Below are 16,156 nucleotides of genomic sequence, written 5' to 3'. Positions count from 1 at the left end.
CGTTTGAACTATTGTTACTTTCCCTGATTTATAGTTGCCCAATACTATCACTTAGCACAAAAAGTTGAATCACAATAATGCCTTGCAACTGATCTGCTTAATTCTAAAAATGTATATTGATTTTTATCAAGACTATGCCTTGACGATTATCAATGCTATTTCTTATCCGAACGCAATGGGCTGAGGCTCATTGTTGCCGTAGCTTTGCAGTATCAAATTTATTATGATATGCGAACAAAACAAACCATAGCTGTTATTGGCGCCACAGGTAGTATGGGGTCGGCTATAGCAAAAAGCCTTGCCAAGGGCAATTACCGGTTATTATTATTTACCAATGATAAAAGCAAGCTTAAAAAGCTGGAGAAGGAAATAACCAGCGCTTATCCCGGCGCTGATGTAGAATCTGTTAATTGCAGTTATATGGCAAGCTGGGAGGCGGATGTTATTATTGCTGCCGTTCCTTTTGCAGCGGAAAAAGAAGTGGCAGACAAAATAAGAGAGGTGGCGAATCAGAAGATCGTTATCAGCATTGCCAATCCTTTAAATGAAACCTACGACGAGCTGGTTACCGCGCCGGACACAAGCGCTGCGGAAGAATTGCAAAAGCTGCTGCCCAATGCTAAAGTGATCAAAGCCTTTAACACCACTTTCGCGGCCGATTTTGACCAACCTGTAATTGATGGAAAACAAGTAGATGCATTTATTGCAGGAAACGACACTGATGCACTGGAAATGGTGAAGGAATTAGTACAAACGGCAGGATTTAATCCTGTTATAGCAGGCGATCTGACGGTTAGCAGGATACTGGAAAACATGCAATTATTACTTATACGCCTGGGCATGAAATACAATTATAACTGGCTGGCAGGCTGGAAAATATTACATCAATAAATAAAACAAACATATGAAACTAACAGTAATAGGAGCATCCGGCTTTGTGGGCTCCGAAGTTTTAAAAGAAGCGCTGAACAGGGGTCACCAGGTTACCGCCATTGTACGACATCCCGAAAAAGTAAGCGTACAAAATGATCATCTTTCGGTAGTGCGCGGCGATGTGATGGATACCGCTGCCTTAGCGGAACTAATAAAAGGAAGCGACATGGTTATAAGCGCGTATAATGCCGGCTGGACCAACCCCAACCTGTATAATGATTTTTTAAAAGGATCGCAATCCATCCAGGAAGCAACAAGGCAATCGGGCGTAAAACGGCTGCTTGTTGTGGGAGGAGCGGGAAGCCTGTTCATTGCCCCGGGTGTGCAGGTGGTTGACACGCCTGAGTTTCCTGCAGACTGGAAGCCCGGTGCTTCAGCTGCCCGCGATTACCTCAGCCTGCTGCAAAAAGAAGACCAGTTGGACTGGACTTTTTTAAGTCCCGCATTGGAAATGCACCAGGGTACGCCCCGGCAGAGAACAGGAGTGTACAGAACAGGTTTGGATAACCCGGTATTTGATGCCAATAATAAAAGCGCCATATCGGTTAATGATCTTGCGGTAGCCATCATAGACGAAGCGGAAAGCCCGAAGCATATTCGTAAACGCTTTACCGTTGCCTATTGATTATATAAAGAACAATTTAAAAATGGAAATATGAAAGTGAGTATTTGGTCAGATGTAAGATGTCCGTTTTGCTATATCGGCAAGCGGAAATTTGAAAAGGCTTTAAACAAATTTGCTGATAAAGATAAGGTTGAAGTGGTATGGCGCAGCTTTCAGTTGGATCCGAACCTTGAAACGAAAACCGGTATAAATGCGGTTGACCATATTGCTGCAGTCAAAGGTATTTCACAACAGCAGGCGGAAGAAATGCATACCCATGTAACCAGGGTTGCTAAAGAAGCGGGACTGGATTTTGATTTTGAAAAAGCGGTGGTTGCCAATTCGTTTAATGCGCACAGGTTAATTCAGTTAGCCAAAACGCATGGGCTGGGCAATGAGGCAGAAGAACAATTGTTTAAAGCACATTTTACGGAAGGTAAAAATATTGACGATAAGGAAGTGCTCACTCAAACCGGCGTGGCTATCGGCCTTGATGAAAAAGAAATAAAAACAATGCTTTCTACAGATGCTTTTGCTGCAGCGGTAAAGCAGGATGAACAGGAAGCGCGTGACATTGGTGTGAGCGGTGTTCCTTTCTTTGTTTTTAATGACAGGTACGCGGTTTCAGGCGCACAGTCGCCCGACACGTTTTTGCAGGCATTGCAGCAAAGCTGGCTGTCGTTTGAGCAGGACCGCAATGTTGAGCTGGCTGAGAATGGGGAAGCCTGTTCACCCGGAGGAAACTGTAATTAGACAATAAATAACAAACAAACAAATAACAAACAAACAAAAACACAGAACATGAAAAAATTATTTTCTTTTGGAGTAGCTGTTTTATTAAGCATCTCTTTATTTGCACAAACTACCTGGAAGGTAGACCCGATGCATTCTAAATTAACCTTTTCTGTTACGCATCTCGGTATCTCCGATGTGGCAGGATTATTTAAAACCTTTGATGTTACAGCCGTTGCTAAACAGGCCGATTTCAGCGATGCCGTTTTTGAACTTTCGGTAGATGTGGCTTCCATTAATACGGAAGTGCAGATGCGGGATGACCATCTGAGAAGCGCCGACTTTTTTGAAGTGGAAAAATATGCTAAAATGACTTTTAAAAGCACGTCAGTAAAAAAATCCGGACAAAACAAATACCAGCTTACCGGTGATCTTACACTACATGGTATTACCAAACCGGTTACGATGGATCTCTGGTACAGGGGAACAATAGAAAACCCGCAATCAAAAGCCGTTATTTCCGGTTTTCAGTTAACAGGCGTTTTGAAACGTTCGGATTTTAATATTGGTCCTAAATTTCCTGCGCCTATGATCAGCGATGAGGTTCAGATAAAAGCCGACGGCGAATTTATTAAACAATAAAAATAAATACGCCCGATGAAGCGTAAAAAATTTATTCAAACAATAATTACAGGAGCAACAGCTATGACAGGTTTATCCGCATTCAACAAGTTTACCAGTGATCTGAAAGAACAGGAACAGGTTATGCCTGTTCTGTTCATAGGTCATGGTTCGCCCATGAACGGAATTGAAGACAATGCATTCAGCCGGCGCTGGACGCAAATGGCTAAAGAAATTCCAACACCGGCGGCGGTGCTGGTAGTATCTGCGCACTGGTTCAGTAAAGGCACCCGCATTACAGCAATGGACTTTCCCGAAACCATTCATGATTTCGGCGGATTTCCGCAAGCGCTTTTCGATGTGCAGTATCCTGCGCCGGGCAATGCCCTGCTGGCCAAAGAAACGGCCGCGCTTATTCATTCCTCCCCGGTAGAACTGTCGCACGACTGGGGACTGGATCATGGCGCCTGGACAGTGGTAAGACATATGTATCCAGAAGCCAGTATCCCGGTATTGCAGTTGAGTATTGATTATACAAAAGGGCCGCAATATCATTACGATTTGGCTAAGGAATTGTATGCATTAAGAAAGAAAGGCGTACTGATTATCGGAAGTGGCAATATGGTTCACAACCTGAGGATGGTGGCATGGGATAAAATGGATGAGCCGGGCTATGGATACGACTGGGCATTAAAGATGAATGAAACCTTTAAGCAACTGATCAGCGATGGCGATCACAAACCCCTGATCCATTATGAAGGTTTTGGAAGGGATGGGCAACTGGCTATTCCTACTCCGGAACACTATTTACCGTTGTTGTATACTTTAGGATTAAAAAGCGGAAGGGATGAAGTAGCTTTCTTTAATGATAAAGCGGTGGCAGGGTCGTTAACAATGACTTCAGTTAAGTTAGGATAAGGAACAATAAACGGATAATCAGCAAAAGCAAAACAAAGAAAATGTATAACCTGAAAATAATTTCATCAACCGTTCGCCCGGGCAGAAAAGGCCCCATTGTAGGCGCGTGGATTACGGAACTGGCAAAACAAAACGGGAACTTTAATGTAGAATTTTTAGATCTTGGTGAGATCAACCTGCCCATGATGAATGAACCCAATCATCCTGTGCTTAAAAAATACCAGCATGAGCATACCAAATGGTGGAGCGCTAAAATAGACGAAGCGGATGCCTTTATTTTTGTAACCGCTGAATACGATTACAACTATCCCGCTCCCTTAAGGAACGCGCTGGAATATCTTTCGCAGGAATGGGGCTATAAGCCCGCGGCTATTGTTAGCTACGGTGGCGTTTCGGCCGGTACAAGGGCAGCCAACGCCTTAAAAGCCGACCTGTCTACCCTTAGAATGGTACCCTTAGCGGAATCGGTAAACTTCCCGTTCTTTCAGAAAAATATCAACGACCAGAACGAATTTGAAGGCGGTGAGTCGGCGCACAAAACGGCAGACAACATGCTAAGACAGTTGGTACGATGGACAAAAGGACTGAAGGCGATAAAAGAAGATAAAGAATAACAGCTAAATCCGGGATAGTAGTATGAATGTATATGAACCGGCATATAAAACATTCGGATTTAAAATATTAAAAACTTAAAAATGGAAAACAAAAGAAAATTAGGAAAGTCAGATTTATTGGTATCGCCATTAACATTTGGCGGGAATGTTTTTGGGTGGACGCTAAACGAAACGGAGTCATTTAAAATACTGGATGCCTTTGTAGCAGCAGGATTAAATTTTATAGATACGGCAGATACCTATTCTACATGGATTCCCGGGAACAAAGGAGGCGAATCAGAAACCATCATTGGAAACTGGTTGAAGAAAAGCGGTAAAAGAGCGGATGTTATAATTGCAACAAAGCTTGGAGGCGATATGGGAGACGGCAAAAAAGGGTTGAGTGCCAGGTATATTAAAGAGGAAGCAGAAGCTTCATTAAAAAGATTACAAACAGATTATATTGACCTGTATCAATCACATTATGATGATCCGGAAACGCCGGTTTCTGAAACCATGACCGCATTGAATGAATTGATCAAAGAGGGAAAAGTGCGTTACATCGGCGCGTCAAATTTGAGCGCTGACAGAATCAAAGAATCCAATGATTTTGCACGCAAAAATAATGTACAGCCTTATATCAGCCTTCAGCCGTTATACAATTTATATGACAGGCAAAAATTTGAAAATGAGTACCTCCAATTGGTTACTGATGAAGGTTTGGGCGTTATCCCTTATTATTCCCTGGCAAGCGGTTTTCTTTCAGGAAAATACCGGAGTGATGCAGATCTCAATAAAAGCCCACGGGGACAGGGAATAAAGCAATATTTGGATGAAAGAGGATTGAGGATATTGGCTGCAATGGACAAAATAGCCGGAGAACAGCATGTACCCCTGTCTCAATTAGCCATTTCATGGTTACTTCACAAGCCCTATATCGCGTCGCCAATAGCCAGCGCTACCAGTGAAGAACAATTGAAGGAACTAATTCACGCAACTACTTTACAATTAAATGAAAAACAAATGGCTGCGTTAGATGAAGCCAGTGCTTACTAAAAAAGTGAAAATGGACAGGAAGCTAAAATGCACCGGTTGACAGCGTTTAATAATGATGACAAAGAAATCAACTTATTAATTATCAATAAACATGGAATTAGGACTCATTACTTTCGCCGACATGCACCCGGAAACAGTTGCGGGGCGGGGAATCAATGCCCATCAGCGCATTAAAGACCTGATGGAAGAAATTCAGCTTGCCGATCAGTTGGAATTGGATGTATTTGGCGTTGGCGAGCATCATCGCCCCGATTATGCCGTGTCATCACCCGCGGTAATACTGGGTGCGGCGGCGGCGGTTACTAAGAATATAAAGCTCGCCAGCGCTGTAACGGTGCTGAGCTCTGATGACCCGGTTCGCGTGTTCCAGGATTTTGCCACAGTGGATCTTTTATCGGGCGGCCGTGCGGAAATAATGGCCGGCAGGGGTTCATTCATTGAATCTTTTCCTTTGTTCGGCTACGATCTGAACAACTATGATGAGCTCTTTACAGAGAAATTAGACCTTTTACTAAAACTGAATAAAAGTGAAAAGCTTTCCTGGCAGGGAAAACATCGCCCTTCATTTGAGAATCTTGGCGTATACCCCCGGCCATTCCAGCCATCCATTCCCATATGGCTTGCAGCCGGCGGTACGCCAGCATCTGCAGTAAGAGCGGCCACACTCGGGCTGCCGCTGATGTTAGCTATTATAGGCGGAAAGCCGGAGCAGTTTGTACCCTTTGTAAACCTGTATCGCGAAACGGCAAAAAAAGCCGGAAGGGATTTGAACCAGCTACAAATGGGCATCAATAATCACTTTTATGTAGGAGAAGATTCACAGAAAGCAGCGGATGAATTTTATCCTTATTATGCCGCTATGATGAACCGTGTGGGCCGCGACAGGGGCTGGCCGCCATTGAGCCGCCAGCAATTTGATTATTCGCGATCACCCACAGGCGCTTTGATGGTAGGCAGTGTGCAGGAGGTAATTGATAAGATATTATACGAACATGAACTGTTTGGTAATACCCGCTTTCTGGCTCAGGCCAGTGTAGGTAACGTGCCGCATGCCAAAACCATGAAGTCTATAGAATTGTTTGGTACTAAAGTAGCGCCGGTGGTAAGAAAAGCAGTAAGCGACTCAAAACAATCAGGAAAAAAATAAAAAATTAGTTATGATGAAATTGTTCAGCACGCATTATAGTGCAAAAAGTGTAAACGTTTCTTTACTTATTATGCGTATTGGCATTGCCCTGCTGATGTTTACACATGGCATTCCCAAAATAGGAAAGCTATCGGAAGACCCTGTTCAGTTCATGGACCTTTTAGGGCTGGGCGCAACGTTTAGCTTATGCCTGGCCATTTTTGGTGAAGTGATTTGCTCCCTGTTCGTTATGCTTGGACTGGGCACCCGGCTTGCCGTTATTCCATCAATAATAATCATGCTGGTGGCGGTATTTCATGTGCATATTGCAGATCCCTTTGTAAAACAGGAAATGGGGCTGCATTATTTGCTAACCTATATCATCCTTTTAATCATGGGCAGTGGGAGGTATTCCATTGATCATTTTTTGTTTGCAAAAAACCGGCATAAACAGCAGGCCGTACTTTCCTGATAACAGCCGGGCTTACCGGTATCTCCGTTGATCATTATTTAATAGTTATCATTGACCCCTGTTAACGCTTTTTCTTGCCTGTACGCAATAGAGCAGCTTTCCGGTGGTTGTACCTTTGCCATGTTGGCTTTGGCATAAAATTTAATACCATGAATAAAATATTTTCTTATGCAGCAAGCCTGCAAAATACTGGTATACATATTGCCCGTCTGGGTATAGTAATCGTAATGCTATGGATTGGAGGGTTAAAAGCCTTTAAGTATGAAGCAGCAGGCATCGTTCCTTTTGTAGCCAATAGCCCCACTATGAATTTTTTTTACAAGTATGACGCACCCGAATATAAAAAGCACATGAACAGGGAAGGAGAATATAAGCCCGACAATATTAAATGGCATACAGAAAACAATACGTATGCTTTTTCCCTGGGATTGGGTACATTTATAATTTTAATCGGTATATTAATTGCACTGTACCCTATATGGCCTGCGGTATCGGCGTTTGGTAGTTTTTTAGCTTTTATCATGTCATTGGTTACGCTTTCATTCCTTATTACAACACCCGAAACCTGGGTGCCTGCTTTAGGAGATTCGGAACATGGGTTTCCTTATTTAAGTGGTGCCGGAAGGCTCGTCATTAAGGATGTAATTATGTTGGGGGCTTCAGTTGTAACCATGGCGCATGCGGCTAAAAAATACGTTCAAATCAAAAAAGTATAATATAATTTTCAAGTTGATCACTTTTTTGAGCAGATTATAAAACCTGGTGAAAACAAAACCAATTCAGTAACATCCATTTAATTCTTCACAGTAAAAAAGTATAAGTATGAAAAATTTTGAAAACAAAGCCATCATCGTCACCGGTGCCGCTATGGGGCTTGGTCTTGCCACTGCAAAAGAACTCGCATCTAAAGGAGCAAATCTTTCGTTGGTTGACTACAACGCAAAAAGCCTGGATGATGCCAAAACAGCACTCAATAAAGAATTTCCGGATGTAAAAATCATTACCGTTGTTGCCGATGTTTCCAATGAAGATGCCGTAAAAAATTATATAGATGAAACTGTAAAAGCTTTTGGCCGCATTGATGGATTGTACAACAATGCAGGTATTGAAGGTAAACAAGCAAGCATAACCGGGTATGATATGAACGTTTTTAAAAAAGTAATTGATATCAACCTGATGGGCGTGTATTACGCCCTGCGTTATGTTATTCCTGTTATGCAGAAACAAAAATATGGACGGATTGTAAATGCGGCTTCTGTAGGTGGTATTCGTGGAGTTTTAAATCAAATGCCCTATGTAGCCAGCAAGCATGCGGTTTCGGGAATGACAAAAAATGCAGCACTCGAATATGGAAGGGATGGAATCAACACCAACGCCATTGCACCCGGTGCAATACTTACTCCTATGGTAGCAGAAGCGTTCAGACAGGTAAATCCTGATGATCCCAAAGCTGCTGAAACGGAATATGCCCAGCGTAATCCTGCCAAACGATTGGGGCTACCACACGAAGTAGCTAAAGTAGTAGCATTCCTTTTAAGTGAAGATGCCTCTTACGTAAATGGACAGACCATTGCAATTGATGGTGGAGAATCGAATATTTATGGAAATGCGTAAGTGGTGAACTTATACTTAAAGTAATTTCCAAAAGATAACTCAGCAAAAAAATGTCTACAATATGACCAGCAAATACATTTGCTTTCTGGCAATTTGCCTGCTACTGATTTCACTGAACGGATGCACGGATAATAAAAAAACAACAGAGATGCAACAACCTGAACTCGGCACCCGTGGGGCAGCCATTATTGAACAGGAGGATTTGAAGTTCAAAGACCTGAACAAAAATGGGAAGCTGGATGCCTACGAAGACTGGCGCCTGTTGCCAGCCGAACGCAGTATAGATTTGCTGCAGCGTATGACACTGGATGAAAAAGCAGGCATGATGCTGATCGCTGATATGCGCATGTACAACGAGGCCTTTATGCTGGAGACCAATGCTCAAACCAAAACTGTAACAAGTGATTTCAATGAGCAGGATATTGTGGTGGACAAAAACCAGTTCACCGGAGAGCCACTACCTTATACCATCATGAACACGGTGGGTACAACTAAGGGTATCCTGCAACATAAGATGCGTCATTTCATCTGGCGCACCACTTCGGCGCCGGCCGATACCATGGCACGCTGGGCCAATAAAGTGCAGGCGCTTGCGGAAAGCGATAATCTGGGCATACCGGTAATTTTTGCCTCTAATCCGCGCAACCATATCACCGGCGGTTCCATGGGAGCAACGGCTTCTGCATCGGTTGGCTTTTCCAAATGGCCATCGGAAATTGGATTGGCGGCCATGCGTGATTCAGCAATGGTTCAGCAGTTTGCCGATATGGCACGCCAGGAATGGTTAGCTACCGGTATCCGCAAAGGTTATATGTACATGGCCGATTTGCTTACCGAGCCGCGCTGGCAACGGGGTGAAGGCACCCTGGGAGAAGATCCTGCGCTGGCTGCCCAAACCATGGCGGCAATCGTGCTGGGCTTCCAGGGAGATATACTCAACAATAGCTCCATTGCTTTAACCACCAAGCATTTTCCCGGAGGCGGGGCTACCTACAAAGGGTTTGATCCACATTACACTTATGGAAGAAATGCGGTGTTCCCGGGAGGAAGGTTTGAAGCCAACCTGCTCCCTTTTAAAGCTGCTATTAAAGCGGGAACATCATCCATCATGCCTTATTACTCGCTGCCGAAGGACACGAAGTATGAGGAAGTGGCTTATGCTTACAATAAAGGAATATTACGGGATCTTTTGCGTGGTGAACTTGGCTTTAAAGGTATCATCAATTCGGATACCGGTCCTATTGAGTCAATGCCCTGGGGCGTGGATAGTTTAAACATTGAGCAACGTTATGTAAAAGCGCTGGAGGCCGGCACCAATATGTTTGCCGGCAATGCCGATCCCACACAACTGATCAGCGCATTGAAAGCCCATCCCGAAGTGATGCCGCTTGTAGATGAATCGGTACAGTTGCTGCTCATGGAACTGTTTCAGCTTGGTCTGTTTGAAAACCCTTATGTAGATGAAGCAAAAGCCATTGAAACAGTAGGTAAGGACTCATTTGTACAAGCTGGTAAGGAAGCACAACGTAAATCAATTGTGTTGTTAAGCAATGAAGGCAATAGCCTGCCTTTAGCGCCAAACACAAAAGTTTATTTCGAAGATTACCAGAAGAACTACAACAAACCTGCGCCCGGCCCCGGAACCGTTTATGCACAGTCTCATCCAAATCTCACATTCGTTGCCACACCCGAAGCGGCAGATATTATTTTGCTTTGGGTAAAACCCGCTATGCGTCCATTGTTTCCGGCAGATGACAGCCCATTAAAAGTGAATTTATCTGCCTGCGCTGTGGATGTGGATTATGTGAATGCATTGACTGCTAAGAAACCAACTATCCTTGTAGTAAATTTTGCTAACCCGTTTGTGATAGATGAGATTTACAATGACCAAACCAAAAATCGTTTTAAAGGAGTGATAGCCACTTTTGGTGTGGAACCGGATGCGTTGCTGGATGTGGTGTCGGGAAAATTCAATCCCAGCGGTAAGATGCCTGTTACCATACCCATCAGTAACCAGGCAGTGGAGAACAACAAAGAAGATGTGCCCGGTTATGATGAAGGAGCGGGTTATGGTCTTTTCCAATTCAACGAAGGCCTGCGGTATAACAAGAACCGGTAATCTGGAGTCCGGGGGTTTTATAAAGCTTTTTTATATTTACAGCCAGCGCGGTACAGTTCTGTTTACGAAAAGTTTTTAATTAAACATTTACTTTAAAAAACAGGCCTGATTGTGAAGACTGCATCAAAGAAACAGGTGATTCATAATGTATAGGATGGTGGCTATTTTTATAATCCTCCGAAAAAGAATTATTACTTTAAAAATTTCACGGGGAAAAACCACCCGGTTGGTTAAAAATCCTGATGTAAAGAATGTATATTGCGGATAAAGTTGCTATGTATTGCGCATTCCAAATTTTTAAAAGGGCTCATTGATGTTAATTGCCGTTTTATCTGGTTTTCTTTTAGCACTGTTATTGTTTTTTTTCGGCAAATATTTAAAAAGTCGTCATTTTTCTCTTATTGGGTTTCTTCCATTAGGTATTTTTATATATCTGTTATCATTTCTTCCATTGATCAATTCCGGGCAATCGGCAATGTTTCATTATTCCTGGGTTCCGTCAATGGGTATAAATCTTGATTTTCGGTTAGATGGACTGGCTTTATTATTTGGTTGTATGATTACCGGAATAGGTAGCCTGGTATTTTTTTATGCTGCTGCATATATGAAGCACCATCCATTTATTGACCGGTTTTTTGTTTTTTTATCGGTTTTTATGGCTTCCATGCTGGGGTTGGTTCTGGCAGATAATGTATTGCTGCTTTTTGTGTTCTGGGAACTAACCAGCATCAGTTCTTTTTTCCTGATTGGCTTTAACAATGAAGAGGAAGGATCCAGGAAAAGTGCTATCATGTCTTTATCTGTTACGGGTGGCGGCGGATTTTTCTTATTGGCAGGTTTTATTTTATTGGGAAACCTAAGTGGCAGTTACAGCATCCGGGAGATGATATTTTCTTCCGAAGTTTTGAAGGACAGTAGTTTGTATGGGTTATTGCTGGTCTTTTTATTTTTAGGCGCTTTTACCAAATCAGCACAGTTTCCCTTTCATTTCTGGCTTCCCAATGCTATGAAAGCTCCCACGCCTGTTTCCGCTTATTTGCATTCTGCAACTATGGTAAAAGCCGGCATTTATTTATTAGCACGGTTTACGCCGGTTTTAGGAACGCATAGTTACTGGAATAATTCCTTAATGATTACTGGTGCTTTCACCATGTTGTATGCCGCCATCCATGCCTTATTCCGCAAGGATTTAAAAGCCATTCTGGCGTATTCAACAATTGCCTCTTTAGGCATGATGGTTTTTCTCTTAGGCATTGGATCAGAAAAGGCATTGTTAGCTGTTTCCGTATTTATTTTGGTGCATGCGCTTTACAAAGCCGGATTATTTTTAACGGCTGGTGTAATTGATTATAAAACCGGAACCCGGGATTTACACAAATTAAGCGGATTGCGAAAAGTGATGAAACCGGTTGCAATAGGTGGGTTATTAGCGGCGCTTTCCAGTGCGGGTATGCCATTAACTTTTGGGTTTATAGGGAAAGACCTGATTTATGAAGCAACGCTTGGCGCCCCCGGAAATTTAGCCTGGATTTTGACGGGTATTGCTTTTGTAAGTAATGTTTGTTTATTAATTGCCGGATTGATGGTGGGGATCAAACCGTTTTTTGGAGCGCTGCCGCAAAAATTTTCCCGCGTAAAAAAAGTTTCCGGATTCTTATGGATGCCGGGTATTATTCTTGGGGTTTCAGCTATTATTTTTGGTGTGTTTCCTATGTTTTTAGATAGAAATTTAATTACTGCGGTGGCACAATCAATTAATGGCACAGTGATAGATATTTCTTTGAAGTTATGGCATGGCTTTAGTTTGGTTATATTATTGAGCATTTTAACGCTAAGCGTGGGCTTTATATTTTATTTTTTGAGAAAGGGAAAACCATTCAATCAGGAAAAGCTGGCGGGTTTCGAATCAGTATCTCCTGAGTATTTAACAGAACTAATTATCAGTAAAACAGATAAATTTGCTTTCAGATATACCCGGCTTTTACACAATGGATATTTGCGTTATTATTTAATCACCATTATTGTATTTCTGATTGGTTTGGTGGGGTATCGCCTGTTTACAGAAGTTCCCTTATCTGTCAATTATGCTCAATTATCTGAAACCCGGTTTTATGAGGTTGTCTTTTTTATCATTATTGTTTCAGCAATTCTTATCACGGTTTTTACATCTTCCCGGTTAACGGCTATTGCAGGCATGGGCATTATAGGCTATTGTATGTGTTTGATATTTGTGTTTTATGGCGCCCCTGATCTGGCAATGACGCAGTTTACTATTGATACGCTTACCGTTGTTTTGTTTGTGTTGGTGTTGTTCAGGCTACCGCAATTTAAAAAATATGTAAATCTAAAGGTCCAGTTCAGAGATGGTTTGATTGCGTTGAGTTTTGGAGCCATTATTTCCATAATTGCGCTTCAGGCTTTTAATGAGCCTGCAGATAAGGTAGTGAGCCATTTTTATGGCGACAATGCTTATGTGCTGGCAAAGGGCAGAAATGTGGTGAATGTGATTTTAGTTGATTTTCGTGGCTTTGATACCATGGTTGAAATTATTGTATTGTCCATTGCGGCACTGGGCGTATATAGCCTGTTGAAATTAAAAGTAAAAGCACCTGAAAAGGAATAAATCGTTAAAATAAATGCTGTATGAATTCAATAATTTTAAAAACAGCCTCCAGTTATTTGCTGCCGCTGTTACTGATGTTTTCGGTATTTATTTTATTAAGAGGGCATTCATTATCCGGTGGTGGTTTTGTGGGTGGACTGGTAGCTTCCATTGCATTTGTTTTGCATGCTTTTGCGCATGGATTCGATAAAGCGAGAGCTATTTTTAGAACGAACCCGGGATTCTTGATCCCGGTAGGTTTGTTCCTGTGTTTTATTATGGGCGCAGTTCCCACTTTTTTTGGTGCGCCGTTTATGAAGGGATTATGGTTAGAAAAATCCATTCCGGGTATTGGTCATATCGGAACAGCATTGTTTTTTGATATTGGTGTTTTTATTGTCGTTATTGGTGTTACGTTAACCATTTTATTTACGATTTCAGAATCAGATATGGAACAGGAAGAAGTATAATTTATGGAATTACTACTCGTTATTTTAATTGGTGTGTTATACGCTGCAGGCATTTATTTAATGTTCAGAAGAAGTATGGTACGCCTTCTTTTGGGACTGATCTTATTAGGAAATGGCGCCAACCTTTTAATTTTTTTAATGGGTGATATTGCTAAAGGAAAACCGCCTATTATTAAAGCGGGCGCCTCTGTTTTTACAGATGTTTATGCAGACCCTGTTCCACAGTCGCTGATTTTAACTGCCATTGTCATTAGTTTTGGATTACAGTCTTTTGCCATTATTTTACTAAAACGGATTTATTTATTAACAGGGTCTGATGATCTGGATACGCTCAATACCCACGATAAAGATATATGATAGATAATTTTATAATTCTTCCTGTTTTAGTGCACATGTTTACTGCCATTATTGCCATCTTTTTTTGGCAGAAAGTGAACATACAACGGGTGATTAGTATTTTAGGAAGTAGTATAGGGCTGGTTTTGTCCTTGAAATTATTCTTAAAAACGCAGGGAACGGGTATTTTGACGATGCAGGCGGGAGATTGGCAGGCCCCGTTCGGAATTACGTTTGTATCAGATACTTTCAGCAGCGTATTGGTTTTATTAACTGGAATTGTTGCTATATCGGTTTCTTTATTCTCAACTGCCGCTGTAAGTACCAACAGGATAAGATATGGTTATTTTGCTATCTTTCATTTCCTGATCATGGGATTAAATGGCGCATTTTTAACCGGTGATATTTTTAATCTGTATGTGTGGTTCGAAATCGTTATTATTTCTTCCTTTGTTCTGATGACGCTTGGAGGACGCAAACCTCAAATGGAAGGAGCTATAAAATATGTAGCGATGAATATGCTGGCATCTATTATTTTCCTGACCGCTATCGGAATTTTATATGGGATAACAGGAAGTTTGAATATGGCAGATCTGGCTGTAAAAGTTGCTCAAATTGAAAACAGGGGTTTAGTGAATGTAACCGGTTTATTATTTTTTGTAGGGTTCGGCATTAAGTCTGCCGTATTTCCATTGTATTTTTGGTTACCATCTTCCTATCATACACCACCATCCTCCATAGCTGCTTTATTCGGGGGACTACTGACGAAAGTGGGCATTTATGCTATGTTCAGAATATTTACTTTAATATTTGTTCCTGACCATTTTATGATGAACCTCTTTATTATAGTAGCTATCATGACTTTGGTGACAGGCGCTTTGGGTGCAATAAGTAAAAACAGTATGCGCAGAATGTTTTCTTATTTGATTGTTTGCCATATTGGTTATTTCATAGCTGGTCTGGGCCTGTTTACAGAAATAGCCATTGCGGGCGCCATATTTTATTTGATCCATGACATCATTGTAAAAACGAATTTATTTTTGGTAAGCGGAATAATTTACAAGGCAAGAGGAAGTACGGATTTAAGGAGGTTAGGCGGTTTTTATAAAGATTATCCGAAACTTTCTATCTTGTTTGCGATTGTTTTATTTTCATTGGCAGGCATTCCTCCTTTATCCGGATTTTGGCCCAAGATCAATTTATTCCAGGCAACACTTACAGCCAATTCATTTATTCTCATTTTAGCTTTGATATTTGCGAGTTTTATTACCTTATACCTCATTGCTAAGATATGGCTGGAAGTTTTTTGGAAAGGGTTGCCGAAGGGCGATATTGAAAAAGGAGATGAATTTGAAGACTTGCCCGGAGAGAAGAAATTTGTGTTGATTTTACCTGTGGTGAGTTTGGCTGCCGTAAGTATATTTATTGGATTTGGAGCTGAATATGTTATGAAAATTTCACAAAAGATTGCTGTAGAAATGATAGATACACAACCCTATATTCATGCTGTGTTAGGAGACCTCCTTTCTAAATAAAATGTTTTATGATAAAACAGTTGCTCTTAAACATTATATTGACTTTCGTTTGGGTGGCCTTAACGGGTTCTTTAACGATTGCCAATATTGGCTTTGGCTTTGCGCTGGCGTTTTTTATTTTATGGATGAGAGACCGGACAGGAAATGATATACGTTATTTTTTCAGGGTGCCTAAGATCATAGGGTTTATCTTTTTTTATTTCTTTGAAATGATCAAAGCTAATCTGCAGGTTGGCCATGATGTAATTACCCCTCATTATTTTATGAAGCCGGGTATCGTAGCACTTCCCTTAGATGCAAAAACAGATTTCGAGATCACCATGCTTTCCAACATGATCTCTTTAACGCCCGGAACATTGGTGGTGGATTTAAGCACAGACAGGAAAGTAATGTTTGTGCATGTGATGTATCTGGAAAGCAGGGAA

Annotated in this window: 17 protein-coding genes; all 17 read left to right on the top strand. The window is 41.6% G+C overall.

The window, feature by feature from the left end:
* Positions 1 to 228: 228 nt before the first annotated feature.
* On the top strand, positions 229 to 891 hold the full coding sequence (locus PLE34_RS20115; protein WP_324559940.1) for an NADPH-dependent F420 reductase: 663 nt from the start codon (positions 229 to 231) through the stop codon (positions 889 to 891).
* A 13-nt stretch (positions 892 to 904) separates the two neighbouring features.
* On the top strand, positions 905 to 1,558 hold the full coding sequence (locus PLE34_RS20110; protein WP_324559938.1) for an NAD(P)-dependent oxidoreductase: 654 nt from the start codon (positions 905 to 907) through the stop codon (positions 1,556 to 1,558).
* Positions 1,559 to 1,588: 30 nt separating this feature from the next.
* A complete protein-coding gene (locus PLE34_RS20105; protein WP_324559936.1) occupies positions 1,589 to 2,290 on the top strand; it encodes a DsbA family oxidoreductase in 702 nt (233 codons plus the stop codon).
* A 48-nt stretch (positions 2,291 to 2,338) separates the two neighbouring features.
* Positions 2,339 to 2,911, top strand: a complete 573-nt coding sequence (locus PLE34_RS20100) for a YceI family protein (RefSeq protein WP_324559934.1) — start codon at positions 2,339 to 2,341, stop codon at positions 2,909 to 2,911.
* Positions 2,912 to 2,926: 15 nt separating this feature from the next.
* Positions 2,927 to 3,808, top strand: a complete 882-nt coding sequence (ygiD, locus tag PLE34_RS20095; RefSeq protein ID WP_324559932.1) for a 4,5-DOPA-extradiol-dioxygenase — start codon at positions 2,927 to 2,929, stop codon at positions 3,806 to 3,808.
* Between the two features lie 41 nt (positions 3,809 to 3,849).
* The gene (locus PLE34_RS20090; protein ID WP_324559930.1) at positions 3,850 to 4,422 is read left to right on the top strand and encodes an NADPH-dependent FMN reductase; all 573 of its coding nucleotides are present in this window, start codon (positions 3,850 to 3,852) and stop codon (positions 4,420 to 4,422) included.
* Between the two features lie 81 nt (positions 4,423 to 4,503).
* Positions 4,504 to 5,457, top strand: coding sequence for an aldo/keto reductase (locus PLE34_RS20085; RefSeq protein WP_324559928.1), 954 nt, complete (start codon positions 4,504 to 4,506; stop codon positions 5,455 to 5,457).
* Between the two features lie 91 nt (positions 5,458 to 5,548).
* Positions 5,549 to 6,604: an LLM class flavin-dependent oxidoreductase gene (locus tag PLE34_RS20080; RefSeq protein ID WP_324559926.1), complete on the top strand. Its 1,056-nt coding sequence runs from the start codon at positions 5,549 to 5,551 to the stop codon at positions 6,602 to 6,604.
* Between the two features lie 10 nt (positions 6,605 to 6,614).
* Positions 6,615 to 7,055: a DoxX family protein gene (locus PLE34_RS20075; RefSeq protein WP_324559924.1), complete on the top strand. Its 441-nt coding sequence runs from the start codon at positions 6,615 to 6,617 to the stop codon at positions 7,053 to 7,055.
* A gap of 149 nt (positions 7,056 to 7,204) precedes the next feature.
* Positions 7,205 to 7,771, top strand: a complete 567-nt coding sequence (locus PLE34_RS20070) for a DUF417 family protein (RefSeq protein WP_324559922.1) — start codon at positions 7,205 to 7,207, stop codon at positions 7,769 to 7,771.
* Positions 7,772 to 7,877: 106 nt separating this feature from the next.
* The gene (locus PLE34_RS20065) at positions 7,878 to 8,669 is read left to right on the top strand and encodes an SDR family oxidoreductase (protein WP_324559920.1); all 792 of its coding nucleotides are present in this window, start codon (positions 7,878 to 7,880) and stop codon (positions 8,667 to 8,669) included.
* 148 nt (positions 8,670 to 8,817) lie between these two features.
* On the top strand, positions 8,818 to 10,788 hold the full coding sequence (locus PLE34_RS20060) for a glycoside hydrolase family 3 protein (protein WP_324559918.1): 1,971 nt from the start codon (positions 8,818 to 8,820) through the stop codon (positions 10,786 to 10,788).
* Between the two features lie 475 nt (positions 10,789 to 11,263).
* Positions 11,264 to 13,411 carry a hydrogen gas-evolving membrane-bound hydrogenase subunit E gene (mbhE, locus tag PLE34_RS20055; protein WP_324559916.1) on the top strand — a complete coding sequence of 716 codons (2,148 nt, stop codon included), beginning with the start codon at positions 11,264 to 11,266 and terminating at the stop codon, positions 13,409 to 13,411.
* A 20-nt stretch (positions 13,412 to 13,431) separates the two neighbouring features.
* A complete protein-coding gene (locus PLE34_RS20050; protein ID WP_324559914.1) occupies positions 13,432 to 13,860 on the top strand; it encodes a Na+/H+ antiporter subunit B in 429 nt (142 codons plus the stop codon).
* A gap of 3 nt (positions 13,861 to 13,863) precedes the next feature.
* Positions 13,864 to 14,217, top strand: a complete 354-nt coding sequence (locus tag PLE34_RS20045; protein ID WP_324559912.1) for a Na+/H+ antiporter subunit C — start codon at positions 13,864 to 13,866, stop codon at positions 14,215 to 14,217.
* On the top strand, positions 14,214 to 15,731 hold the full coding sequence (locus PLE34_RS20040; RefSeq protein WP_324559910.1) for a proton-conducting transporter transmembrane domain-containing protein: 1,518 nt from the start codon (positions 14,214 to 14,216) through the stop codon (positions 15,729 to 15,731). The genes PLE34_RS20045 and PLE34_RS20040 overlap by 4 nt, the downstream gene beginning before the upstream one ends.
* Positions 15,732 to 15,739: 8 nt before the next feature.
* The coding region (locus PLE34_RS20035; protein WP_324559908.1) for a Na+/H+ antiporter subunit E at positions 15,740 to 16,156 on the top strand (417 nt) is incomplete at its 3' end.

It is taken from the genome of Agriterribacter sp. (assembly GCF_035445465.1).
Lineage (GTDB): Bacteria > Bacteroidota > Bacteroidia > Chitinophagales > Chitinophagaceae > Agriterribacter.
This window is presented reverse-complemented; position numbering and strand designations above follow the sequence as displayed.